Source organism: Prosthecobacter fusiformis (assembly GCF_004364345.1).
Lineage (GTDB): Bacteria > Verrucomicrobiota > Verrucomicrobiia > Verrucomicrobiales > Verrucomicrobiaceae > Prosthecobacter > Prosthecobacter fusiformis.
Genome location: NZ_SOCA01000001.1, coordinates 549,429 through 573,617, shown reverse-complemented (window position 1 = coordinate 573,617; position 24,189 = coordinate 549,429). Strand labels below are relative to the sequence as shown.

The window sequence follows — 24,189 nt, the reverse complement described above, 5'->3', positions numbered from 1 at the left end:
ATTAAGCTTGAGCCCATTCACACTCTTTCAAATTGCTGCCTTAGCATTGTCAGCGTGCTTGTGGTAACATCCTCCATTGCGCCATAGATTCCGTCCCTGGCCAGGGACAATGCGTCTTCTACCCAGGCAACTTCACTCTCTATATGGCCGGGAATCTCGTGTAATTGTTTTAGAGTCCAGAGCGCGGCTATTGTTTCTTCTACCCCTCTGTGTTCTTGCGACAAATCGGTGTACAGAAATCGACACAGAAGAAGCCATGCTGAGTCTTTCTCTTTGGTGGACCGAGGATAACACATCAGTGCATTGATGACGTCTGCTCGCTGCAATTGGGATGCAGTGGCCAGTTCACAGAGGAGAAAGGGTGGTTGTTCAAGATTGCCAATTTGGTTGTTAGCCCAAGTTTCAATCTCGTCGAGCGAGCAGATGCGGCATGCCAGACGAAGTCTGAAAAACTCAGTCATCGCTCCAGGCGTTGGCTCGTATAAGTCCATCGGCACGACTTAACCTATAACCCTCCCGGAAGGCATAAGGTGCCTCCCGGAGAGGGATCACTTGTATCTCACTTGCTGTTCTCAGCAAACTGGGCATCGAAGATGATCTTCGAGGGCGGGAAATCGAGCTTCTTGACGAAGGCGGCGGACTCGGTGGCACCGAATTCGCGGTCCATGGCACCGTCTTCCCACTCGACGCTGAGGGGGCCACCGTATTCGATGTCATTTAATGCGCGGATGATCTTCTCGAAGTTGATGTTGCCACGGCCCACGGACTTGAAGTCCCAGTAGCGGCTTGGTTTATGGAAGTCCACGTGACCGCCGAAGACGCCAGCGTCCACGCCCAGGTTCCAGGCTACGTCCTTCATGTGCACGTGATAAATGCGATCGCTGAATTTGTAGAGGAACCTCACATAGTCCACGCCCTGGTAGCCGAAGTGGCTGGGGTCATAGTTGAAGCCGAAGGCAGGGTGGTAATCCACAGCCTGCAGAGCGCGCTCAGCACTGGAGATATCGAAGGCGATTTCGGTCGGGTGGACTTCGAGGGCAAAGCGAACGCCGAGTTTCTGGAACTCGTCGAAGATGGGGATCCAGCGTTTAGCAAAGTCGGCGTAACCGGCGTCAATCTGGCCGGGGAGGTTGGGTGGGAAGGAATACACCAAGTGCCAGATGGAACTGCCTGTGAAGCCGTTCACCACATTCACACCGAAACGCTTGGCGGCATGCGCGGTTTTGATGATCTCCTCAGCAGCGCGCTGACGCACGCCTTCGGGATCGCCGTCGCCGTAAATGGCCGCTGGGAGGATCTGCGCATGGCGGGCGTCAATGTTATCGCATACTGCCTGGCCGACTAGGTGGGTGGAAATGGCATGGCACTGAAGACCGGCGGCTTTGATAGCGGCGCGCTTGGCATCGCAGTAGGCTTGATCGGCCTTGGCCACTTCAAAGTGGTCGCCCCAGCAGGCGAGCTCGACACCGTCATAACCGAAGGCCTTGGCCTTTTGCAGCATGGTATCAAAGGAGAGGTCGGCCCACTGGCCGGTGAAGAGTGTGACGGGTCTGCCCATAGGAATGTGAGGTTGGGGTTTGGTTGGGGAATGAGGTCGATTAAAACGAAAACGACGTATGGCAATTGTCTTTAGCACAGAAGCCTTGGCAATCGAAATGTCAGCCCTGGCTTCGCTGGAATGGCCAGGGGCCTCCACTGAAACTTTATTCCCGACTTCGTCTAAGTAGGGGGGCTAGCTCCTTGCGCCGTTGAGGTCAGTCCCGGACACTGCCCTGCGCAGTTTGACGGAAAGTCGCCGCTCCGCTGCCACTCACCCACCTGCATTCTTTCCCACCATGCCTTGCATTGCCGGTCACAAATCTCTTGCAGCCTCATTCTCAAGAACTCCATGGGGATCTAAATCCCCAGGAAATCCCCATCCCAATCCATTGATTATCAACTTATAATGACGATTCTTCCCCACATGGGGATAAAAGTAGAATCGTCCCAATTTCCCCATTTGAGCTCTCCGGGTTTCATGTGCATTCCCGATAGTCCCCCGTGCTTAGAAGGGGCTTCACAGCGGACGTTGCTATAGCCTAGCATCAATCACCATCATGAAGCGATTTCTCCAACAGGCAGCTATACTGCTTTCATCCTTCGCCTTTCTGCATTTGTCCGTCGCTGCGGATCCCCTCCGCGTGTTTATACGCGGGGGCAAAAAAACTCATGCCCCAGGGGCTCATGAGCATGAGCAGTTCCTCAAAGACTGGTTGCCCCTGCTCAATGAGCGCGGGGCTAAAGCCAGCGGCGGCCTGGATTTTCCCACCAAAGAGCAGCTCGACAACACCGACGTGCTCATTCTGCATGCCCAGGAGGCCGGCAACATCCAGATTGGAGAGCAGCGGAAAAACCTGATGACCTTCCTCCAGCGTGGCGGGGGCCTTGTCGTCATCCATGCCGCTGCCGTTTCAAGAGACCATGACTGGTTTAAGTCGATCATTGGCGGTTCGTGGAATTTCAGCCGCACGAAATGGCTGGAAGCACCGATGAGCCTGTATTTCACGGATCGTGATAATCCCATCACGCAGGACATCTCCAACTTCGACCTCGATGACGAGATCTATTATGACATGGACATGCTGCCTGAGGTGAAGATTCTGGCGGCTGCTTACACACCGAAAGCCGCCGATACTGGAGGCAAGGGAAACAAGGAAGCCCAGCAGCGGGCAGCTGAGGCGGTGGCCAAAAAGAAGGCGGTGAATATCTATGACATCCAGCCGCAGATGTGGACTTACGAGAAGGCTAACTACCGCGCCTTTACCTGCATCCCCGGTCACTGGTATAAAAACTTCAGTCATGTAGGTCTGCGCACCGCCATCCTGCGCGGCATCGCCTGGGCAGGGAAGCGGGCGAATGTGGATGAGCTGTGCAAGCCGGAGGAACTCGGCGATGCTTTACGTTATGCCGAAGGCGGTGTGCCCCGTCCGCAGGAGATGCCAAAGCATCTGGAGATCCATCCGGAGTTTGAGCTGTCCCTGGTCGCTGCCGAGCCGCTCATCAATAAACCGATGAACCTTGATTGGGATGAAAAAGGCAGGCTTTGGGTGGTTGAGACACCTGAGTATCCTAACGGTTTACGTCAGTCCAATGTCGAAGCCTGGAAGGATTCCGGGTCGATCAAACCGGGCGAATATCAGCGTGAGCCGCTGGACCGTGTTTCTATCCTGACCGATACAGATGGAGATGGCGTCATGGACAAGAAGCAGGTATTTGCTGACAAGATTGAACTGGCCACCAGCAGTGTCTTTTATAAAAACGGCATCATTGTCTGCGCTGCACCGGACATCTGGTTCTTTGAAGACACTGACGGCGATGACAAGGCCGACAAACGCAGCAAGCTCTACACCAATCTGGGCAACCGTGACACGCACGCCGTCATCAATAACATGCGCTGGGGCCTGGATGGCTGGGTTTATGCCACGCATGGTTATTCCAGCACGGAGGATGCAAGGTCGGGCGATGGCGGCAAAGGTTTCGGCCCCATCGGTGCAGGCGTCGTCCGGTTCAAACCAGATGGCAGCGCCATTGAGCAGTATGCCTCACGTGGTGGCAATACTTGGGGGCTAGACATCACTGCGGGCGGTGAAGTATTTTATACCCAGCCCACCAGCGGTAATCATTTCATCCATGTGGTCCTGCCAGAATATGTGCTGGCCAAGGGCAAGCTGCCCGGCGTGATGGGCACGAACGGCATGCTGCCAAAAGAACCTGCCCACCCCGCGATGAACTGGGAACAACAGGCCTATGTGCAGATCGACCAAGTGGGGAGCTACACCGCCGCTGCGGGTTGCGCCATTTATGAAGGCGGGGCCTGGCCAGAGAAGTGGAACTACGGTTACTTCACCACTGAGCCGACGCTGAACATCGTCAGCCACTTCATGGTGGAGCCGGATGGCGTCACCTATAAGGCGCATCGCGAACCCGGCCGCGAGCAGACCGAATTTATCCGCAGCACCAATCTGTGGTTCCGTCCCATTGAGGTCCGCACCGGTCCCGATGGCGCACTGTACGTCGTGGACTTCTGCAACCAGGCCATCATCCACAATGATACTCGCGGCCCCACCCATGGTCCCGCCAACGCCGCCGTTCGTCCAGACCGCGATCATTATTACGGTCGCATCTGGAAGGTGCAGCACAAGCTGGCGAAGAAGGTCACCAAAGCTGTGACGTACCGTGCAAATGCGGAGCCCAAAGCTCAGGGGAGCGCGGCTGAGAAAGCTTATGAGACCGCGGCTGCCGCTGTGGAGTCTTCGGCTGGCCGCACCCAAGCGCTCAAGGACTTTTCCGCAGCCAAGGATGACTGGACCCGCTCGGCCCTCATCGCCGCCTGCATGGACCAGCCCTTGACGGTTATTGAAGCCGCTTTGGCTGATTCAAGCCTGTCTGGAGTCGAGCCGCTGATCACCGCTTTGCTGCCTTCCGCATTGCCTGCCCATACGGAGAAGCTGATCGCCCTCTGCGCATCGGCGACTGCCTCGGCTGACCACCTGAAAATCACCATCCTGAGCGGCATTGCCCAGGAACTGAAAGATGTTCCGGCGCTTACGCCTGCTCTGACAGAGTCGCTGAAAAAGCTGCTCGCCCAGCCATCGCTAGCCGCTGCTGCCTTGCCCCTGGTGGCAAAGCTGGATGCGGACAACAAACTTCAGCCGGAAAGAAAGGCCGTCATTCAAAAGCTCATGGCTTTGATGAAGGACGTGGACGCTCCGGTGCAGGATCGTCTGGCGGCTGTGGCGGGATTGCTGGGCGCGAGTGGAAGAGGCAGCGCCGATGATTTTATCGCGGAGTCAGCTATGGAACTGGATCGCAAAAAGGATCCTGCCGCAGCTAACAAAGAGTTTGCCAATACGTCCGAGTATCGCCTTGGCATCATTCGTCTGATAGGAGATCGCCCAGATGCCTATGTGGCCCCACGCCTGATGGATGCCTATGTGGATGTGGAGCCGGAAATGAAGGCCGCCATTTTTGAAGTCCTGATCAAGCGTCCCGAGTGGACCCGCGAGGTCCTGAGCAGCGTGAAGAAAGGCCTGGTGCCGGTCACCGACTTCGCTCCGGGGGACATCGCTCGTATGCGCTCGCATCCGAACAAGGGAATCGCCCGCGAGGCTAACGAACTGTTTAAAATCAACAATGCTGCCAAGGATGGCATCATTGCCAAGCTGATACCCGAAGTGGAAAAGCCCGGTAATGTGGCCAATGGCAAGATGCTCTTCAGTGCTGCCTGTGCGGTGTGTCATAAGCTGGGAGACATCGGTGCTCCTGTGGGCCCGCCTCTTGATGGTATGGGTGCCCATGGGCCTGCGGAATTGCTTGTTCACATTGTGGATCCAAACCGCGAGGTGGACCCCAGCTTCTGGGCATTTAACGTCATCACGAAAAAGGGTGAAGCGTTGCAGGGTGTCGTCACCAGTGAGAACAGCGCCACCGTCACCCTGGCCACGCAGGTAGGAGTGCGAGAGATTGCGAAGACTGACATTGAGAAGAAAGAAAACACCCGTCGCAGCCTCATGCCAGAAGGTCTGGAAGCCCTCGGCCCGGATGCATTGCGTGACATCCTTGCCTACATCTGTGGCGATGCGATGAAGCAGTTTCGCATCCTGCATCTGGCGGATGTTTACACCGCCGACAGCCGTGGGGGCATCTTCGCCGGACCTGCTTCTAATCAGGGCCAAGTCAGGCTTTCCAGGTATGGCAACTTGCAGATCGAAAACGTCCCGTTCTTTGTTCAAGACGCTTCTAAAAACGCCACCGGAGCCAACCTGATTGTACTCAAAGGTGGTCCGCCGAAGAGCCAAAGCTCAACCTACCCTGACAAGGTGGAGGTGCCGGTGAATGTGGCGACAAAACGCCTGCAATTGCTCAGCGGCATCTCCGGTTGGGGCTGGCCTGCGGTGAAGGCAGAAGTTCCCGCCCTGAAGGCCACGGTGGTTTATGAAAGCGGCGAGAAAGAAGAGTTCACCTTCCTCAATGGAGTGCATTTTTCAGACTATGTCCGCAATGTTGAAGTCCCAGGTTCCAAGTTTGTGCCAGGCATCACGGATGGACAGCAGATGCGCTTGCTCTCGATTGAACTGAGTAAAAAGGGGGTAGTCAAAACGCTCCTGCTTGAGAGTCCCGAAGGAAATCCGACGGCTCCTGTGATTGTCGCCATCACTGCTGACATTGAGGGCAAAGGCCCCGCCGCAGGCAGCACGGATACCTCGACACGTCCTCAACCTCAGCCAAAGGCAGGTGCTCCAAAGAAGGGCAAAGGGAAAGGCCCGGGCATGGGTTCTGTAGTCCCGTCTTCAGGCGGAATCAATGCACCGGCTAAAGCCGGGACTAAACAACAGGAGCCTAAGACTGGTGGCAAAGGTGATGGTCCGTTGGTTCCGGCCAACTCTCCCCAGTGGGAGGCTGGCAAAACTAAGGTGCTGGTGATTGGGGGCGGTTCATCGCATAACTTCGCCACCTTTTTCGGAACGACCGATGTGGTCACCCTGAAGAACGCCGGTTTCAGTGTCCACTATACCGAAGACCGCGATCAGGCGGCTACTGAGTTGGCCAATGCCGATGTCGCCATCATCAGCGTGAACCGCAAGTTCTTCGACACCGCCGCTTATCGCAAGGCGCTCATGGACTTCGCCTCCGCAGGGAAGGGGATCATCATGTTTCACCCTGGCACCTGGTATGGCTATGCCACCTGGCCGGAATTAAACGCGCAGATCGTCGGTGGTGGCGCACGCGGTCATGACAAGATCCATCCTTTTGATGTAAAAACCGTCAAGGCGCACCCCATCATGGAAGGCGTGCCTGCCAGTTTCAAGGTGGAGGATGAACTCTATTACGTGAATGCGGAGCCGGAAAAGACTCCCGCAGGCACGTCCCCCATTGAGGTGCTGGCCGAGACAAGTCCCAGCGACAAGTTTAACAAGCCGCATCCCAGTATTTGGATCACCCAACATCCGACGGCCCGGATCGTTGGAATTGCTCTGGGGCATGATGAGCGTGTGCATGACCTGGAGGCTTTCAAGAAGATACTGACCAATGCTGCTAGGTGGGCTTCTGGAAAGTAGTCTGACCTTATGGTTACTGATGTAGCAATGCATCATCTTGAGAACTCTTGTTGCCTGGGCCAGGATGTGCCATGCCCTTCGACCCTCATCGCGAGCTCAGTCTTTCCTTGGCGGACGGCACGCCTTTGAGTGTGCGGTCCATCCGGCCTGAGGACCGGGATTTCATTGCGGAGGCTTTTCGCCGTCTTTCACCGGAGGCACGGTACTTTCGGTTCTGGATGCGTGTGCGGGAACTGAATCCGCGTTTGATAGACCAAATCTGCTCCCCAGATCAGAAGGATCACGTGGCCTGGGTCGCGCGACATCAGACACGGGAGGATATACCTGGCATCGGCGGAGCATCCTTCTGGCGGTTAAAAGAGGATACGCAGGCAGCGGAAGTGTCTTTTACAGTAGCCGACGAATTTCAGGGGCGGGGTGTCGCAACGCTTTTACTGGCGGTCATCTGGCAGCATGCATTGACGCTCGGTATCACGCGTTTTGTCGGTCATGTGCTGCATGAAAATGTGGCCATGCGGGCATGGTGGGATGCGCTTGGGGCGATGGAGCAGGAGGCACCACGACATTGGATCACGACACTCATTCTGGACGAGTCTTTGCTGGAACACAGCCATGCGGGCAACAGCCTACGCGTCCGTCTGGCCCAGGTGCGAGAATGGATGAATGAAGAAAAGACGCTGAAGGATTGACCAGCCCGCACGTTTCTGTCTTTCTTTCCGCCGTGACTCCCGAATCCATCAACCTCCTCCTTCTCTCTGTTGCGGCTGTTGCCGTGCTCATCATTCTCATCGCTTGGTTGCGGATGAATGCCTTTCTGGCCTTGCTCATGGCTGGGTTGGTCATTGGGCTGGGGTCGGGGATGGGGCCTGCAAAGGCGATGACTTCCTTTCAGGATGGCATGGGAGCCACACTGGGTGGCATTGCGGGTGTACTGGGACTGGGGACGATATTGGGCGGTTTGCTCGCTGCCTCGGGCGGGGCGGAAGTTCTGGCCAAGGCCCTCATCCGCCTCTTTGGTCCCAAGCGGGTTCACTGGTGCCTGATGGTATTGGCCTTATGTATCGGCCTCACCACTTGGTTTGCGGTCGGGCTGGTCATGCTGGTCCCCATCTTGGTCACACTTGCCCGTGAGACAAAAGAACCCTTTTTGAAGCTGGCCATCCCAATGCTGGCAGTGCTTTCGATCATGCATGGGGTCATGCCTCCGCATCCGGGGCCTGTGGTGGCGCTGGATGCTTTGGGGGCGGACTTGGGCAAAGTGCTTCTTTGGGGCTTGCTGGCTGCTGTGCCGGTGGCAGCTGTTTCCGGTCCCATTTTTGCCCGCTGGGCCGTGCGCCATGTGAATGTGGAAACGCCTGAGCCACCTCCCGTGGACCCCAGCGTGGCTGGCCGTGAGAAGCCATCTCTTGCCATTACCAGTGCTGCTTTAGCTCTGCCCATCCTGTTGCTGCTGAGCCAGACCGTGGCGGAGCTGTTTTTCGCCAAGGGGCATCCTGTGCGAAATTTTACTTCGGTCATCGGTAATCCGACATTGGCTCTTGGCATCTCGGTCATCTTTGCCGGCGTCGCTTTTCGGTTTTCCCGCACTGAGGCCCTTAAAATTGGTGAAAAGGCCATCGCCGCTGTGGGCATGACCCTGCTCGTCGTCGGCGGTGGGGGTGGATTCAATCGTGTGCTCAGAGATTGTGGCGCAGCCGATGCCATTGGTCAGATGGCGTCGGCGGCTCATTTGCCTCCTTTAGTGTTTGGCTGGGTCTGTGCAGCATTGGTGCGAGTCGCCACCGGTTCGGCGACGGTCGCCATCACCGCTGCCAGCGGCCTAGTGGCTCCTTTGGTCATTGGGAATCCAGATGTGAACCCGGAACTGGTGGTCGTCGGCATTGGCTGCGGTTCATTGTTCCTGTCCCATCTGAATGACGCCGGTTTCTGGATTGTTAAAGAAACGCTCGGTATGACGGTGGGCCAGACGCTGCGCACTTGGACTGTGACGGAGACCCTCGTGGGCATCACAGGACTATTTGTCGCCTGGGGCCTGGACATGGTTTTTTAATCGCCTGCATCATTTCACCGTCAAAGCACCGCAATTGCGCCACAGCACTGGCTGCAAGAAGGCGCGATGATCTGTGCATGAGACGGAACATTGACTTTGGTAATCATGCCCACCGCTGCTTGTTCTGGAATGACTGTGTGCAGGCGCATCTGCTGGGGCTAAAAACAGGCTGTCGGTGTTTCGAGGCCATTTTCCCTCAAGATGCCACCGTCATCATCACCTTTGGTGAGGCGAGCGCACGCATTGATGGCCGTGAGCGTGAACTCAGGGCCGGGGATCAGGTCGAAGTGCCTCAGGCCAGTGGCTTGCGCCTTTTTACCAGCAGTGAAGCCGATGTCATGCTCCTGCTGAAACCCAGGGCCACTTGACCGTTCGCGGACGTTTTAGAAGGGCAGTCTTTGGCATTTTCTTTTGCGCTTTTTGACTGTTCTTGCCTAACATTTAGCTCATCATCATTGAATGAAAACTTCTATCCTGGCTTTTCTTTTGATGCCGCTAGCGGTCTATGCCGGGGCTGATGTTCCTCCGGATCTGCCGCTGCCAGTCGCCAGTTTTGGAGCCGCCGTCACGGAGGCTGGCAATGTCTATTTTTACGGAGGACACAGCGGCACCCGGCATAAATACAGCCGCGAGGAAGTACATGGAGACTTTTTTCACTGGCAGCCAGGGCTGGAGAAATGGGAGAAACTACAGGCTGATGAGCCTGCCCAAGGGGCCTCCCTCATCGCTACGGATAAAGGCGTACTGCGCATCGGCGGGATGGCGGCCCGCAATGCCAAAGGGGAAAAGCAGGACCTCTGGTCCAGCGATACGGTCTCCCGCTATGAGCCGAGCGATAAAAAATGGCAGGCCCTGCCGAAAATGCCGGACCGTCGTTCCAGCCATGACAGTGTGTTGGTGGGCCATGTACTTTATGTGATCGGCGGTTGGGCGCTGGGTGGAGACAACCAGAAGGCCAACGAGGCCAAATGGCATGACACTTATCTGACGCTGGATCTGTCGAAAGCTGACAGCACGTGGCAGTCGCATCCGCAACCCTTTGAACGGCGTGCGCTGGCCGTCCAGGCGGCTGGAAAGAAGGTTTATGCCATCGGTGGTATGAATGAGGACCATGAACTGACGCCTGTCGTCTCGGTCCTGGATACAACCACCGGACAATGGAGCGAGGGCCCGCCCCTGCCTCAGGACAAGCTGGGCGGGTTTGGCTTTGCTGCCGTGTCTCATGAAGGGCGTCTTTTCGCCAGTGGTGCTGCCGGTATGCTGCTGGAGTTACGAAATAATGAATGGGTGAGTGTGGTGAAACTAAAGCATCCACGGTTTTTTCACAGACTGGTCCCCGGTGGTGCGGGCAGGCTTTTTGCGATAGGTGGGGAAAGTCGCGATGGAAAAAAAGCGGCCCCGGAAAGCATTGTGCTGCCCAGTGCCGACAGCCCGGTGCTTCCTGATGAGAATGTGACGGGCAGTGAGCCTGAGCACCTTCAAGGTAAATCAGTTCAGAAAAAGTAACCGTCGCAAACCAACGACAGGATGTGACAAGAGGTGGCGGGTGAATCTGCCTGTTAAGGCTTTAGATAGAGTCCCATGAAAAACGTTCTTTCCGGCCAATGTTACTCATTCGCTAATGCGTGGCCATTGCCTTCACGGCTGCCATTCATGCCGAGGAGCCAATCGACAAGGCCTGCTCCATCTCAAAGAAAAAGTCTAACCAACAATAATATTACCATGTTCCGCCCCATCCTTTTCTACCTTGTGGTTAGCCTCACCGCCTGGCTGCCCTCCGCTGCTTTTGCCCACTCCGTTTGGATCGAGAATCTGCCGGGAGATCAACTCTGTGTGCGCTTTGCCGAATGGGGTGAAGACTTCGAAGTCTCCCCTGGACACCTGGACTCATTTGCCCTGGTTTCCGGTTTTACCCTCAATGCTGAGGGCAAGCCGGAGATTTTCGACGTCGTCAAAAAGCAGGACCAGTTTTTCTTGGGCAAGGCGTCCGCTGCCAAGCCCGCTTTTGCACAGGCGCATTTTGAAGTGCGTAAACTGCATGAGGACAAGCCTGCCCGTGCACCGATCTTCTACAGCCGCTGGCAGCCTGAAGGTGCGGGTGAGGGAAAGCCTACCATGACCCTGGATATCGTACCCACCGGCCAGCCTGGTGAAGCACGTGTCTTTTTCCGTGGCAAGCCTCTAGGAGGCATTGAGGTGGGACTACATGCTCCTAAAGGGGATGAGCAGAAGCTGGTGACTGATGCCGAAGGTCTGGTCCGTGTGGCCGATCTGTCCAAGCCAGGCCCATACCTGCTCACCGTTGCCCGTTATTCCGAAGAACTTCCAGGGTTCTTCAACGGGGTGCCCTTCGCCATCAGCAGCCACAGCGCCTCGCTGTACTGGACGGTGAAAAAGACGGAGTAAGATCACAAACCAACTTGAGGCGGAAGCAGGATGATTTTTTCATCTTTCTTCCGCCTCTTCATGTTTTCTAAAGGTTGTCGGGATACCTTGCAGCCAGGTCACATCCACGACCTGTGCGCCATGAATCTCAAGATCCTCCCCTGTCTCCTACGCTGTCTGCCAAGCGTGGCGGCCGCTTTTTTTGTGGCGGCCTGTACCTCCGTCAAGCGGCATGAAAGTGATTTGGCCGTCCCCGGCAAGTGGCAGGAGAAAGGCTCATCATCCGTCCCTTTGAACACGGGTGCGCTGGCCAAGTGGTGGCAGCGTTTTAACGATCCGGTATTGAACCAGCTCATCGCTGAATCTTTGCAATCCAGTCCAGATTTGCGCACAGCAATGGCCAGGATTGACGAATCGCGTGCCCGCCGGGGTGTGGAAAAATCCACTCTTTTCCCGTCTATAGGTACAGGTGCTTCCGGTCGGGGGGAACGTACCGACAGCAAGCTGGCCGGCGTCTCCACCAGTGAGGGATATGGAGCCTCTGTGGATGTGAGCTGGGAGCTGGACCTCTTTGGCAAACTCCGCCAGAACGTCCGAGCGGCGTCTGCGGATCTCGCGCAAACCACAGAAAATTATTATGGTGCCCAGGTAACGCTGGCAGCGGAAGTGGCCGAGGCCTATGTGGACTTGCGTGCGGCTGAAGCCCAACTTGAAGTGTATCAACGAAATCTCTCTACCCGGGGCGACACTGTCCAGATCACCCGCTGGCGTGAGGAGGCGGGTGAGAGTACCACCTTTGAAACACAGCAGGCAGCAAGTACTCTGGAACAGGCACGGGCCACCCTTCCCACGTTAAAGCAAACGATCTCGCAGACAAAGAACCGCCTTGCTCTGCTAGCAGGGAAGACACCCGGCTCACTGGATTCGATGCTTGCCAAAGCACGTCGCATTCCTCAACCACCCTCCATGCTGGCCATCGGCATTCCAGCAGACACATTGCGCCAACGCCCAGATGTGAGGGCGGCAGAGCGTGGGGTGGAGGCCGCAGTGGCCAGAACCAAATCGGCGCAGAGAGAGCGTTATCCGACCCTTAGTCTCAGCGGATCCCTGGGGGTGGATGCACTTAAAGCTGGCAGTCTGTTTTCTCCAGAAGTCGCCGCTGCCAGTGTCCTCGGTAACCTTTCTGCACCCATCTTCAATGCAGGTCGCATCACCCAAACAATCAATATTCAGAGTTCACAGGAAAAACAGGCGCTGATAGCGTATGAGTCCACGGTTTTACAAGCACTCTCAGAAGTGGAGAATGCTCTCATTGCAGTGAACCGTACAGCAGAGCGGTTGAGTACTTTGAATGGTGCCGTGGCCTCCGCCAAGGAAGCGGCGACCCTTGCCAGCCAGAGCTATGAAGCAGGTCAGGTGGATCTTCTACAAGTGCTTGATACACAGCGCACCCTTCTCAGCCTTGAGGAGCAGCAGACAGCCACCATTGGCGACCGTGCCAGTGCCCACATCCAGCTCTACAAAGCCCTAGGCGGCGGCTGGTCCAGCCAAGGTTAATTTCTCAAATCCCCCACGTTTATGGAAACACTGACAGCCACTCCTTCCGATGATCTAAGCACGCTCATCGGCGTCAAAAAAACACGATCCTCACTCAGATGGATTGCCTGGACCATCGGTCTTGTCGCTCTCATGGCAGCGGGCTATTTCGTCTGGAGCAAAATGCGCCAGCCAGCCGTGGCTCCGTTGGCCTATGTAACGGAGCCGCTCAATCGCGGTGACATCAGCCTAACAATCACCGCTACAGGAAATCTGGAACCCACCAATGAAGTTACTATTGGCAGTGTGCTTTCCGGTAACGCTGAGGAAGTGTATGTGGACATCAATGACCGGGTGAAGCAGGGGCAGGAGCTGGCTAAGATCACCATTCGTCGGCTGGAGCAGGACATTGACAACAGCCGTGCTGCCGTGAATTCCTCGAAAGCAAAGGTAAGCCAAGTGCAGGCCACCCTGACGGAGAATGAAGCCTCCTTGGCCCGCCTTCAGGAACTCCATAAACTCAGCGGAGGGCGTACGCCCTCGAAAGCGGATATGGTGACAGCCACGGCTGCGGTGGCGCGTGCGAATGCAGATTTGGGCAGTGCCAAAGCCTCAGTCGAGCAGGCAGAAGCGGAGTTGAAGGCCAATGAAAGTGACCAGGCAAATGCTGTTCTGCGCTCTCCTATTGATGGCATCGTGCTGACACGCAGCCTGGAACCGGGGCAGACCGTGGCAGCCAGCTTCACAGCCCCAGAGCTATTCGTCATTGCCGAGAATCTGGAGCACATGAAGTTGAAAGTGGCCGTGGCTGAAGCTGACATTGGACGTGTGGCAAAGGACCAAAAGTCCACCTTTACCGTGGATGCCTGGCCGGAGCGGACTTATTCGGCCAAAGTGACTCGCGTTTCATATGGCTCCGCCGTGACGGACAATGTGGTGACTTATGAAACTGAGCTCGAAGTCTCCAACAAAGATCTCAGCCTGCGTCCAGGGATGACCGCCACTGCCGACATCCATGTGGCGCAAAGTGAGAATGTACTGATCGTCCCGACTGCTGCTCTGAGGTTTGATCCTTCGGTCTCATCTTCACACCCTGCCATGGGGGGTGGCGAAAAGAAATCCTTTGTGCAAAGCCTCATTCCTAGTCCTCGTCGTTCTGGCAGCGGTGGGCCTCGTCCCCCCGGTGATTCTGATGGCCCCGCGCCAAGTAAAGGAAAATCTGGGCGCTCCCAGATATGGGTCCTGCGCGATGGACAGCCTGTGGCGGTTCCTGTCACAGTCGGTCTTTCAGATGGTCGCTTTACCGAAATCTCGGGCGAAGAGCTGAGCGAAGGCATGGCTGTTATCACCCGGGCCAATAGCATTCCAAAACCATGAAAGAGGCATCTCCAAAATCATTGATCTCACTGCATGGTCTGACCAAAACGTATGGCCATGGGGATGCGGCCTTTCAGGCTCTGCGAGGTGTGGACCTGACCATCAACAAAGGTGAGTTTGTCGCGGTGATGGGGCCTAGTGGTTCCGGTAAATCCACGTTGATGAATTTGTTAGGCTGTCTGGATACAGCCTCTTCCGGGAAGTATCTGTATCAGGGTATCGCTGTGGAGACATTGAATGCAGAGCAGCGCTCCTTGCTGCGCCGTCATGCGTTGGGATTCATTTTCCAAGGCTTCAATCTTCTGGCACGGACGAGCGCTCTGGAGAATGTCGAACTGCCCCTGCTGTATCGTGGCATTTCCAAAAAAGAACGGCGTGAACGGGCTGTTGAAGCCCTCTCCTCAGTGGGATTACCCACAAAATTGCGCAACACCCCTGCGGAACTTTCTGGAGGTCAGCAGCAGCGTGTGGCCATCGCCCGGGCAGTGGTGACTCAACCCAGCACGTTGTTTGCCGATGAACCTACCGGTAATCTCGATACCACCACTACCGAGGAAATCATGGAACTGCTGACGCGGCTCAATGAGGACCGAGGTATCACCGTGGTCATGGTCACTCATGAAGATGAAGTGGCTGCCTATGCCAAAAGGACGGTCCGTGTCAAAGACGGCCAAATCGAATCAGACATTCGGCGGGACTAACCAATAAACGATCATGCTCTGGAACGCTTTTTCTATCGCTCTCCGCGAGATTCGTCGAAATCTCACCCGTGCCTTTTTGACTGTGCTCGGCATCATTATAGGTGTCGCTGCCGTCATCACCATGGTCACTCTGGGCCAGGGCACCACCCAGGCGGTGAAGAACCAGATTTCCAATCTGGGCAGCAATTTGCTAACGTTACGACCAGGGACCGGTTTCGGACCGCGTTCCTCTGGAGTCCCCAACTTCACGCAAAAGGATGCGGATGCCATTCGCACTCAAATCACAGGGCTTACTGCCGTGGCACCCCTCATGTCCTCAACCCTCAGCAGCATCTATTTGCAGAATGCGCGCACGACCCAGATCACTGGAACGACGCCTGAATACTTCACCATCAGTAAGTGGAGCATTGCTGAAGGGCGCTTTTTCAATGATCAAGATTACCGTACTGGAGCGGCTGTATGCGTCATTGGATCCACGGTCAAAAAAGAGCTGTTTGGTTCTCAAGACGCCTTGGGACAGAAGGTGCGCCTGGGCAAAGCTTCATGCACCGTCGTTGGCATTCTGGTGTCGAAGGGGCAATCCTTCGGCGGAGACCAGGATGACACCATTGTGGTGCCACTGACGACCCTGCAGCGTCGGCTTATTGGCAGAACTTCCTCCAACGATGTCCGTGAGATTATGATTTCTGCCGAGGACGGGACCGATGCGGATATTATCATCGACGACATTACCTCTTTGATGCGTCAGCGCCGCACCCTGCAACAAAATGAGAACGATAATTTCTCCATTCGCGATACGCGTCAGTTGGCCGAAACATTGAGTTCCTCTACCCAAATGATGACGAGTCTCCTGGCTGCTGTGGCGGGGGTGAGCCTGCTGGTGGGTGGCATTGGCATCATGAATATCATGCTTGTCTCGGTCACGGAACGCACACGTGAGATCGGCATCCGCTTAGCGATTGGTGCCCGTTCTCGTGAGGTCCTATTGCAGTTCCTGGTGGAGGCTGTCACCCTGTCTTCCATCGGTGGCGTCATTGGCATCACTTTGGCACTGGGACTCTGCGTATCCCTGGCTCAGCTCATTGATGTTCCATTCTTGTTTGATACGCGCATCAATGTAATCGCCTTTTTCTTTTCCACGGCTGTTGGGATTATCTTTGGATATACGCCCGCCCGGCGTGCCGCACGGCTTGATCCCATTGAGGCTCTGCGCCACGAATAACATCCTCATGAGAATCCTCGTCATTGAAGATGATCCGCACCTGCTCCGCAGTCTGGCGGCGACTTTGCGCGAAGAAAACTATGCGGTGGACACCGCCGAAGATGGTGAAGACGGTCTCTTTAAAGCGAGGAATGACGGCTATGACGCCATCGTGCTGGATGTTATGCTGCCGCGCTTGAATGGCTGGGAGGTGCTCGCGCGACTTCGCCCAGCCTGTAAAACCCCAGTCCTGATGCTTACCGCCAAGGACACGGTGCAGGATCGCGTGAAAGGCCTCGATAAAGGCGCGGACGATTACCTCACCAAGCCGTTTGATATTGATGAACTTTTGGCTCGTTTGCGTGCATTGATCCGCCGTGCGGCGGGTCAGACGCATCCTGTGTTGGATATCGGTGGCCTTGTCATAGATACCGTAGCCAAGCTGGTCCTGCTCTCTGGTCAGGAGGTGGCTCTGACGGCGCGTGAATACTCTTTGTTAGAATTTTTGGCCATCCATCGGGGCGAGGTGGTCAGCCGCACGACTCTTTACGAGCACCTGTTTGACGAAGATGACGCCACTCTGTCGAACCTGCTGGATGTGCATGTTTCCAACCTGCGTAAAAAGCTCGGGGCGGATGTCATCACGACTCGTCGTGGCCACGGTTACAGCATGACCTGAAATCATGAAGACGCTTTTTCAATCCCTTCGCTGGCGTTTGCAGGCTTGGCATGGCCTGCTCCTTTTGCTTGTCGTGACCGCCTCCGTTGGGCCGGCTTATCACTTCGCCCTGGAAAACCAAAACCAGCGGATTGACCGTGAACTGAGCCGCTTGGAGCGCACTCTGATCCGGTCACTCATGGACGCGGTCCAGGGCATTCCGGTGGATACGGTCAATTCAGCTGCAAAGTTAGACCGTCCCTTTTTGTCCTTTGCGGAATTTGTCCAGAAGCTCACCACAAAGCCAGTGAAACTGCCGGATGTTATGGCTTCCCAATTTCACGGCAAAGAGCCTGGTTACGCCTACTTCAGTATTCGGGACAAAGATGGAAAAATCATCCTACAATCGGACAATGCCCCTTCGGACATGAGATTCCTGCCGATTCCTGAAAACGACGTGGTCGAGGAGGCTCGGGGCGTGGACAGCCGGCGTGAAAATTTGCGCAGCACCGTGCACGGGTTGAAGATCGTGGTGGGACGTGACATCACACCGGAATTGCATGAAATGCAGGGCATGGCGTGGCTGCATCTGGCGGTCGGCCTCGGCGTGTGGCTCTTCGGATTGATTGGCGGCTGGTGGCTTTCCGGCCGTGCGATACGGCCCATTGAGTCCATCAGCAAAACGGCGTCACGCATCGCGGAAGGCAATCTTGAAGAGCGCATTGATATCACCGAAACGGCGAGTGAACTTGGTCAGCTCAGCCAGGTGCTGAACCGTACCTTTGAGCGTTTGCATGCGGCATTTGAAAGGCAGCGCCAGTTTACTGCCGATGCCTCGCATGAACTGCGCACGCCCATTACCATCCTCCTCTCGGAGACACAAAGGATACTGAAACGGGAACGCACCCCTGAGGAATATCGCGACGCCCTGCAAACTTGCGGCGAGACGGCTCAACGCATGCGCCGGTTGGTCGAGGCTCTGCTCCTCCTCGCCCGCCAGGAGAATCACGAAACACAAGCCCGGTATCAGTCCTGTGATCTCGCTGTGATTTTGCAAGAGGTGATCGGCCATCTCCAGCCTCTGGCTCAAGAACGTGGATTGCGGTTGGAATCCAGACTCTCTCCCACCCCTTGTAAGTGCGATGCTGAGTCCATATCGATCCTGCTTAGCAACCTCGTCACGAACGCTCTTCAGTATGGAGGTCATGTGACGGTTGAATGCTCATCACAAAACCAGCAGGCTGTCTTCACGGTTCGTGATGATGGCCCTGGCATTGCTGCCGCTGATCTACCTCATATCTTCGAACGCTTTTACCGTGCCGACCAGGCCCGCACGGGTAGCTCCGGTCACACAGGTTTGGGCTTGGCCATTGCCAAAGCCATCGTGGAAAATCATGGCGGCAGCATTCAGGTCACGAGCAGCCCTGGTCAGGGGGCATGTTTTGAGGTGAGTCTGCCTTAAATGGTATCATTTCTTGGCGGGAGGCTGCTCTTGCCTCGCCGCAGGGAATTGCCCGCCATTTTGCGCCAGGATCAAGCCAATGATTTTTCCATCCTTGTCACGAGTGAAGGTGATCGCGGCTTCCACCACATCGAATTCGAAGCGGTCTCTGCCCATGTCGAAAATGGGTGCGGCTTCTTGGCCTGACAGTTGAGCATACAGGGTGCGGCCATGCAGGGTGACATTCAATTCGGTCAGGCCGAATATAAAATATTTTCCGGCATAGGGTTTCAATTCTTCGGCAGTATGCAGGGCAATGGTCGGCGTGGGTAAGTCGCTGCGTTTGGCCACCAGTTCGCGACCATTTTGGAAGAGGGTGAGGGAGACTATTTTATCTCCTTCACGACTGAAGCGGATCTCGGCATTGACCGCCTTGAAAAAGAACTGGTCCTTGTCTTTGGCAAACATGGGTAAAAATGCCTGGCCCGTCAGTCTGTTCCAAATCTGGCCTTTGTGCAGCAGGATGGTGAAGCGGGCGTTGGGGTCCAGGATGTAAACCCCTGGGTAGTCTTTGAGGGCCTCGGCGTCGAGCTTGACCTCCTTGGGCATCACCCGTGGCGGCTCGATGCGGGTATCCAGGATCAGCGCATTGGGATCGAGGGTGGTGTTATTGATGAGGACCACGCGGACGATGTTTTTTTCCGGGATGACTTGCAGTCCAGATCGATAACCTCCGGTACCGCCACCATGGTCGTAAATAGTTAGTCCATCGCGTGTGGTCATGAAAGGTCCCAAGCCGATTTTACTGGTGGGGCCTGCGGCATCCGCATGCGGATGCAAGGCCAGTGCAAAGGCTTTGGCGAGAGGGGTAGCCTCCGGTTTCGCCATGGCCTGCCCAAATTTAAGAAGATCCGCCGCAGTGGCCCGCAGGGCACCGGCACCAGCCACCGCATTCAGGTGCCAGGAGACGTTTTTCTTCGCCCCGTCATATGGAGTGGCGAGTGGCAGATTGAGGCTGGTGATGGTCATCCGTGTGTGCTGCAGTCCCAGGGGAGTACAGATTTTAGCAACGATGGCTTCTTCCCAGGACATCGCATAAACCTTGCCCAGTAAATGCCCGAGCAGTCCCACACCCACATTGGAATAATTGCAGGGATAGGGGGCCTTGCCTTTCAGTTTGGCGCTAGCAATGAATTCATAGAGCAACTTTTCGTTATACCCGGCATAGGGATCGTCGCCGACCACGCCCTGACCATGATTGTCCGGCAGCCGTGGAAGTCCGCTGGTATGGGTGGACAGTTGTTTGAGCGTGATGGCTGCGATACGCGGATCCGCAAATGTAAAAGCAGGATCGAGTAGCTCCGATATCGGCGTGTCCAAGGTTACTTTCCCCTCCACCACGGCCTGGGCCAGCAGCAGACCTGTGAAGACCTTCGTGATAGATCCGATTTCAAACAGCATGTTTTCATCATACTTTGCCTCATCTTTTCTGGATGAACTGAAGGCCGCAAAGGTGACTTTTCCGTCCAGACTTTCTGCTGTGGCTATACCCCCTGCTTTGAGGGATTTTGCCGCCTCCTTGGCTACTTCAGCCAATGGCTTGTCCTCGGCTAAAAGCAGGAGGGGAAAAAACAGCAGAGGCAGCAGAACGCGCATGAGGATGACCGTAAATGAATCCCTGCCTGTTAGGCAAGCCTGGACTCATTTGAGAGCGGAATCCTCATTTTGTTATGCTAGCCTGTGTTATGTATCCAGATTGGCAGCGTCTTTTTCCCACCGTGGACCATCGTTTCCAGATGGGACTTCGAGTTGGCGATGCCGCTGACTTTTGGTCCGTTCAGGATGTATCGGGAGAAGTCCGGCAGCAGCGCGAAAAATGGCTGGCCGAGGCCCCTGACCTTTATTCAGTACAGCTTCCAGAGGCGAGTGTCGCCATGGAGGAAGCGCGGGGGTGGATTCGTCAGCAGGCCTCGCAATGTGAACCTGATTGGGTGCTGCTCTCTGAGGGTGTTCTCAATGAGCCACATGTCCTTGGAGGAGAGGTGGTGTTTCCTTCCTCATGGTCATTGCCGGAGAAGCTGGGCTTGCCGCTATCGGCTGTGCATGGCCCGGTGCCAGGACTTGAAGCGGAACTGGGGAAATCCATCCAGGTTTTTCTTTCGAGGATTCAGCCGGACTTGGCGTGGGAGAGAGATAACTGGGGGCTGAGCGCGGATGCGGAGCTGAATCATCATCCATCTCGTCGATTGCCCGGGCTTACAGAAGCCGCCAGGCTAGACAGCACTTGGCTGCGCCTGGAGCGTCAGTTTCTCACACGCTTGCCTGTGAGCCGCGCCCTTCTCTTTGGCATCCGTGTCAGCAACCATCGTTTGGATGGACTCGTCACTCTTCCTGGGGTTGTGGCAGGGCTGCTGAAATCCCTGGAAACGATGGAGCCGACCGTTGCTGATTACAAAGGTCTGGCCAAATCACGCGCTTCGCTGATCCGCGATTTAGAGGGGCTGTAAACTGAGGGTTCACTTCTCAGGATGCCACCGGTAGTGTCCGGTTAGCGGGAATTCAAAGAGGCGGTTTTCCAGCATCGGTCCGCTGCCGATGTTATGGACGATCCAGGGAGTATCTCCTCCGTCTGGCGCAGGCACCACGAGGGCGATGTGTGGCAGCCGACCTGCGACGGTGCAGGTGATAAGGTCTCCAGGTTTGTAATCGGCGGGATTTTGGGTGGTGGGTAGGGCGGCGCGTTTGCGTTTAAAAAAGGTCTGCAAATTCGGCACACGGCGGTGGTCAATGTTGGTGTCCGGTTTGGGTAGGCCCCAATTTTTGGGATAGGCGGAAAAGTTTCGTTTCATGTCCTCATGCACCAGTTTTTGGAGATCAAATCCCAGGACCCGGTAACTGCGTATCACCTCATCCGTGCAGACACCGGTTTCGGCAGGGACGTCACCGCCAGGGTAGGGGATGCGTAAATACGCGCCATCGTATCTGACAGTCACGGCCGTCCGGTCCAGCGCTGCATGGCATAACCGCACGGCAAAGCTGTTATTTCCGATGGGAAGCCGTGACCTGGAGGCTGCGGCAAGTTCAGTTTGATCTGCCCTACAGATTGAAGCGAGCAGGACAAGAATAGCGATGGGGAAGAGACGCATGCGAGAGACTGCTTGGATGGCGGCTGAATGAAAGATGTTCAACATGATGGCAGATTCCACCTGGATGAATGGACTTTCCTATGAGATGACGAGCATCTTCCTGGGTTCCGCAAGAATGCGAAGGCGGGGTCGTATCCGCGTGTGTTCGTTTTGTTCTTGGCTTTGTTAGGCCGGGACTGGTAAGCTTCATCGTTCCTATTCAATCCTCCTACCGCCATGTTTCGCATTCCTGGAGCCCTCGGCAAAGACCTTTGTGATAAAGACCTCGGCATGACCCGCCGTGACATCTTGCGTGTGGGCGGTGCCTCCATGATGGGTCTCACGCTGAACGGCATGTTCCGTGCACAGGCCGCCTCTGTCAATTCCCCCGCCGCTGGTCGTGTAGGCTGGGGAAAAGCTAAGCATGTACTCATGATCTATCTCCAGGGTGGTCCCAGCCATCTTGACCTTTGGGATCCCAAAGAGAATGTGCCAGACAAAGTTCGCTCGGCTTTCAAGACCATTCCGACCAAGGTCCCTGGCCACCATTTCACGGAGATCCTCCCCCAGTTGGCCAAGGTGAATGACAAGTTCACCATGATCAATTCGATGAGCTATACGCCTAACGGATTGTTCAATCACACCGCCGCCATCTATCAGATCATGACCGGCTATACGACGGACAAAGTGAGCCCATCCGGCCAGCTTGAGCCGCCGAACGCCAAGGACTTCCCCAACTTCGGCAGCAACATCATCCGTCTGAAGCCCATGGATGAGCCGATGCTGCCCTTCGTGATGTTGCCGCGTCCCCTTCAGGAATCCAACGTCGTCGGCAAAGGCGGCACCGCTGGTTTCCTCGGCAAAGCCTACGATCCTTATACGCTGTATCCCGATGGTGATGACCTGGACATGGGCAAGATGGACCGGATTAAGATCGAGGATCTCCAGCTCCGCCCGGACCTCTTCAGCGTCCGCCTCCAGCGCCGTGCCAAGTTGCGCGATGCCATCAATGATCAGATGCCCACGATTGAAGCGGCTGTGAAGGACATGAGCCTGGACAGCTACTATGACCAGGCCCTCAACCTCATCGCTAGCGGTCGTGCTCGAGATGCCTTCGCGCTTGACCGTGAATCTCCAAAGCTGCGTGACCGCTACGGTCGCAATACCTTTGGCCAGAGCTGCATGCTGGCACGTCGTCTCATTGAAGCTGGCACGCGTGTGGTGGAACTGATCTGGCCTAAAGTCGCCAATTCAGACAATCACTCCTGGGACCACCACGTGGGCTTGACTCAGCGCATGAAAAGCCAGAGCGGACCGATGCTGGACCAGGGGCTGAGCGCCCTTTTTGAAGATCTGGACTCCAGCGGCCTGCTTGATGAGACACTCGTCGTTGCTCTAGGTGAATTTGGCCGCAGCCCAGAAAAGGGAGTATCTACCTCAGGCAATGGTAACAGCGCTGATGGCCGCGACCACTGGCCTTATTGTTATACGGCGGTCATCGGTGGGGCCGGCATCAAGCGTGGTTACATCCATGGCAAGTCGGACAAAACCGGTTCCTCACCTGCCGAAGATCCTGTTCATCCGACAGAACTCCTGGCCACGATCTACCATGCCGTGGGCATTGATCCTGAAACCATCGTTTACAACCACCTCAACCAGCCCCGCGAGCTAGTGAAAGCCAAGCCCGTAACGAAGCTCTTCGCGTGAGTACAGTAGGCATCACTCTCCGAGTGATGCGATCCACGGAACAGCCCGCCCTCTTCCAGGAGATCAGCGACAAAAAAAGCCCGGGTTCATCACCCGGGCTTTTTTGTAAATCGAAAGGCGGTTACTCCACCCGCATGATGCCATTCATGATGATGCCGTGACCTGGAAAGGTGCACATATATGGGTAGTCGCCAGCGGCAGGTGCGGTGAATTCGATAGTCTCACTCTGGCCAGGCTGAAGCAGCTTCGTGTGGAAAAGAATGTCAGGGGATTCTGGGATGTAGCCCTTGGCCATGCCATCGGGGGATGTGGCCATCTGCATAGCCAGAGCCAGCAGCTTGTCCTTGGAGCCACTCACGCCGATGACCACATTGTGCGGCTGCGGGACGGCGGGATGGACATTGTTGAAGGTCAGCTTGACGGCCTGTCCGGACTTCACAGAAAATTCCTTGATGTCGTAGGCCAGTGGGTTGGCGACATCCACCTTGAGGGCAATCTGAGCGGCTTCAGGGGCGGGAGTCAGGGCTGGGGCGGTCGCTTCAGCAGTGGCGGGTGCAGCCGGGGCTGGCGCTGTGCCGGGCGTCGCTGCAGGAGCGGCGGCTGGTGTTTCAGTGGCAGCGGGTGCAGCAGCTTCTGCCGCAGGCGCGGTCTCTGTCACTGCTTCCACCTTATTCCAGCCGGAAGTCTCAGCCTTGGCGCCGATGAGGAAGGTAATGGCCCAGAACAGCGTGAAACCGCCGACGACAATGGCAATGATCACGTTGAGGATTTTCCAGATGGAGCCGGATTCTTCGGAAGTGGGATGGGGGTGCGCAGACATGGCTAGGTTTTTCGGAGCCGGAAACAAGCACATACCGCCCCAAACGCAACCACCAAGCGGTCCACCGCTTGCAACCCCGGCCCCCATCGCC

19 protein-coding genes are annotated in these 24,189 nt (G+C 56.0%); 14 read left to right on the top strand and 5 right to left on the bottom strand.

The window, feature by feature from the left end; all coding sequences use genetic code 11:
* Window positions 1–17: 17 nt before the first annotated feature.
* Entirely contained in the window at window positions 18–461 is a 444-nt protein-coding gene (locus EI77_RS02100) for a hypothetical protein (protein ID WP_133793098.1), read from the bottom strand.
* Between the two features lie 98 nt (window positions 462–559).
* A complete protein-coding gene (locus EI77_RS02095; RefSeq protein WP_133793097.1) occupies window positions 560–1,558 on the bottom strand; it encodes a sugar phosphate isomerase/epimerase family protein in 999 nt (332 codons plus the stop codon).
* Between the two features lie 538 nt (window positions 1,559–2,096).
* On the opposite strand from EI77_RS02095, the gene EI77_RS02090 reads away from it, so the two are divergent.
* The 12 genes from EI77_RS02090 (at window position 2,097) to EI77_RS02035 (ending at window position 18,467) form a co-directional block, all read left to right on the top strand.
* Window positions 2,097–7,097 carry a PVC-type heme-binding CxxCH protein gene (locus EI77_RS02090; RefSeq protein ID WP_133793096.1) on the top strand — a complete coding sequence of 1,667 codons (5,001 nt, stop codon included), beginning with the start codon at window positions 2,097–2,099 and terminating at the stop codon, window positions 7,095–7,097.
* Between the two features lie 71 nt (window positions 7,098–7,168).
* Window positions 7,169–7,786, top strand: coding sequence for a GNAT family N-acetyltransferase (locus EI77_RS02085; protein ID WP_133793095.1), 618 nt, complete (start codon window positions 7,169–7,171; stop codon window positions 7,784–7,786).
* Window positions 7,787–7,818: 32 nt separating this feature from the next.
* On the top strand, window positions 7,819–9,147 hold the full coding sequence (locus EI77_RS02080) for a GntT/GntP/DsdX family permease (RefSeq protein WP_166646971.1): 1,329 nt from the start codon (window positions 7,819–7,821) through the stop codon (window positions 9,145–9,147).
* 77 nt (window positions 9,148–9,224) lie between these two features.
* Window positions 9,225–9,515, top strand: coding sequence for a cupin domain-containing protein (locus EI77_RS02075; RefSeq protein ID WP_133793093.1), 291 nt, complete (start codon window positions 9,225–9,227; stop codon window positions 9,513–9,515).
* Window positions 9,516–9,606: 91 nt separating this feature from the next.
* Entirely contained in the window at window positions 9,607–10,653 is a 1,047-nt protein-coding gene (locus EI77_RS02070; protein ID WP_133793092.1) for a Kelch repeat-containing protein, read from the top strand.
* 216 nt (window positions 10,654–10,869) lie between these two features.
* Window positions 10,870–11,553, top strand: a complete 684-nt coding sequence (locus tag EI77_RS02065; RefSeq protein ID WP_133793091.1) for a hypothetical protein — start codon at window positions 10,870–10,872, stop codon at window positions 11,551–11,553.
* Window positions 11,554–11,583: 30 nt separating this feature from the next.
* Window positions 11,584–13,089, top strand: coding sequence for an efflux transporter outer membrane subunit (locus EI77_RS02060; RefSeq protein WP_243838639.1), 1,506 nt, complete (start codon window positions 11,584–11,586; stop codon window positions 13,087–13,089).
* Between the two features lie 21 nt (window positions 13,090–13,110).
* A complete protein-coding gene (locus EI77_RS02055; RefSeq protein WP_133793090.1) occupies window positions 13,111–14,445 on the top strand; it encodes an efflux RND transporter periplasmic adaptor subunit in 1,335 nt (444 codons plus the stop codon).
* A complete protein-coding gene (locus EI77_RS02050; RefSeq protein ID WP_133793089.1) occupies window positions 14,442–15,146 on the top strand; it encodes an ABC transporter ATP-binding protein in 705 nt (234 codons plus the stop codon). The genes EI77_RS02055 and EI77_RS02050 overlap by 4 nt, the downstream gene beginning before the upstream one ends.
* A 13-nt stretch (window positions 15,147–15,159) precedes the next feature.
* Window positions 15,160–16,368 (top strand): ABC transporter permease, encoded by a 1,209-nt coding sequence (locus EI77_RS02045; RefSeq protein WP_133793088.1) that lies wholly within the window; start codon window positions 15,160–15,162, stop codon window positions 16,366–16,368.
* 7 nt (window positions 16,369–16,375) lie between these two features.
* Complete coding sequence (locus EI77_RS02040; protein WP_133793087.1) at window positions 16,376–17,026, top strand: response regulator transcription factor; 651 nt, start codon at window positions 16,376–16,378, stop codon at window positions 17,024–17,026.
* 4 nt (window positions 17,027–17,030) lie between these two features.
* On the top strand, window positions 17,031–18,467 hold the full coding sequence (locus tag EI77_RS02035; RefSeq protein ID WP_133793086.1) for a sensor histidine kinase: 1,437 nt from the start codon (window positions 17,031–17,033) through the stop codon (window positions 18,465–18,467).
* Window positions 18,468–18,473: 6 nt separating this feature from the next.
* On the opposite strand, the gene EI77_RS02030 is transcribed toward EI77_RS02035, so the two are convergent.
* Window positions 18,474–20,102: a serine hydrolase gene (locus EI77_RS02030; RefSeq protein WP_133793085.1), complete on the bottom strand. Its 1,629-nt coding sequence runs from the start codon at window positions 20,100–20,102 to the stop codon at window positions 18,474–18,476.
* 89 nt (window positions 20,103–20,191) lie between these two features.
* On the opposite strand from EI77_RS02030, the gene EI77_RS02025 reads away from it, so the two are divergent.
* Window positions 20,192–20,953: a heme-dependent oxidative N-demethylase subunit alpha family protein gene (locus EI77_RS02025; protein WP_166646970.1), complete on the top strand. Its 762-nt coding sequence runs from the start codon at window positions 20,192–20,194 to the stop codon at window positions 20,951–20,953.
* Between the two features lie 9 nt (window positions 20,954–20,962).
* Here EI77_RS02025 and EI77_RS02020 read toward each other — a convergent pair whose 3' ends face one another.
* The gene (locus tag EI77_RS02020; RefSeq protein ID WP_243838638.1) at window positions 20,963–21,637 is read right to left on the bottom strand and encodes a DUF1287 domain-containing protein; all 675 of its coding nucleotides are present in this window, start codon (window positions 21,635–21,637) and stop codon (window positions 20,963–20,965) included.
* A 171-nt stretch (window positions 21,638–21,808) separates the two neighbouring features.
* Here EI77_RS02020 and EI77_RS02015 point away from each other — a divergent pair, with 171 nt between their 5' ends.
* Window positions 21,809–23,278: a DUF1501 domain-containing protein gene (locus tag EI77_RS02015; protein WP_133793083.1), complete on the top strand. Its 1,470-nt coding sequence runs from the start codon at window positions 21,809–21,811 to the stop codon at window positions 23,276–23,278.
* A gap of 121 nt (window positions 23,279–23,399) precedes the next feature.
* On the opposite strand, the gene EI77_RS02010 is transcribed toward EI77_RS02015, so the two are convergent.
* Window positions 23,400–24,098 carry a plastocyanin/azurin family copper-binding protein gene (locus tag EI77_RS02010; RefSeq protein WP_166646969.1) on the bottom strand — a complete coding sequence of 233 codons (699 nt, stop codon included), beginning with the start codon at window positions 24,096–24,098 and terminating at the stop codon, window positions 23,400–23,402.
* Window positions 24,099–24,189: the final 91 nt, after the last annotated feature.

Coding starts and splice junctions, on each gene's coding strand:
- EI77_RS02100 (WP_133793098.1), bottom strand. CDS start 461: ATGACTGAGTTTTTCAGACTTCGTCTGGCATGCCGCATCTGCTCGCTC.
- EI77_RS02095 (WP_133793097.1), bottom strand. CDS start 1,558: ATGGGCAGACCCGTCACACTCTTCACCGGCCAGTGGGCCGACCTCTCC.
- EI77_RS02090 (WP_133793096.1), top strand. CDS start 2,097: ATGAAGCGATTTCTCCAACAGGCAGCTATACTGCTTTCATCCTTCGCC.
- EI77_RS02085 (WP_133793095.1), top strand. CDS start 7,169: ATGCCCTTCGACCCTCATCGCGAGCTCAGTCTTTCCTTGGCGGACGGC.
- EI77_RS02075 (WP_133793093.1), top strand. CDS start 9,225: ATGAGACGGAACATTGACTTTGGTAATCATGCCCACCGCTGCTTGTTC.
- EI77_RS02070 (WP_133793092.1), top strand. CDS start 9,607: ATGAAAACTTCTATCCTGGCTTTTCTTTTGATGCCGCTAGCGGTCTAT.
- EI77_RS02065 (WP_133793091.1), top strand. CDS start 10,870: ATGTTCCGCCCCATCCTTTTCTACCTTGTGGTTAGCCTCACCGCCTGG.
- EI77_RS02060 (WP_243838639.1), top strand. CDS start 11,584: ATGATTTTTTCATCTTTCTTCCGCCTCTTCATGTTTTCTAAAGGTTGT.
- EI77_RS02055 (WP_133793090.1), top strand. CDS start 13,111: ATGGAAACACTGACAGCCACTCCTTCCGATGATCTAAGCACGCTCATC.
- EI77_RS02050 (WP_133793089.1), top strand. CDS start 14,442: ATGAAAGAGGCATCTCCAAAATCATTGATCTCACTGCATGGTCTGACC.
- EI77_RS02045 (WP_133793088.1), top strand. CDS start 15,160: ATGCTCTGGAACGCTTTTTCTATCGCTCTCCGCGAGATTCGTCGAAAT.
- EI77_RS02040 (WP_133793087.1), top strand. CDS start 16,376: ATGAGAATCCTCGTCATTGAAGATGATCCGCACCTGCTCCGCAGTCTG.
- EI77_RS02035 (WP_133793086.1), top strand. CDS start 17,031: ATGAAGACGCTTTTTCAATCCCTTCGCTGGCGTTTGCAGGCTTGGCAT.
- EI77_RS02030 (WP_133793085.1), bottom strand. CDS start 20,102: ATGCGCGTTCTGCTGCCTCTGCTGTTTTTTCCCCTCCTGCTTTTAGCC.
- EI77_RS02025 (WP_166646970.1), top strand. CDS start 20,192: ATGTATCCAGATTGGCAGCGTCTTTTTCCCACCGTGGACCATCGTTTC.
- EI77_RS02020 (WP_243838638.1), bottom strand. CDS start 21,637: ATGTTGAACATCTTTCATTCAGCCGCCATCCAAGCAGTCTCTCGCATG.
- EI77_RS02015 (WP_133793083.1), top strand. CDS start 21,809: ATGTTTCGCATTCCTGGAGCCCTCGGCAAAGACCTTTGTGATAAAGAC.
- EI77_RS02010 (WP_166646969.1), bottom strand. CDS start 24,098: ATGTCTGCGCACCCCCATCCCACTTCCGAAGAATCCGGCTCCATCTGG.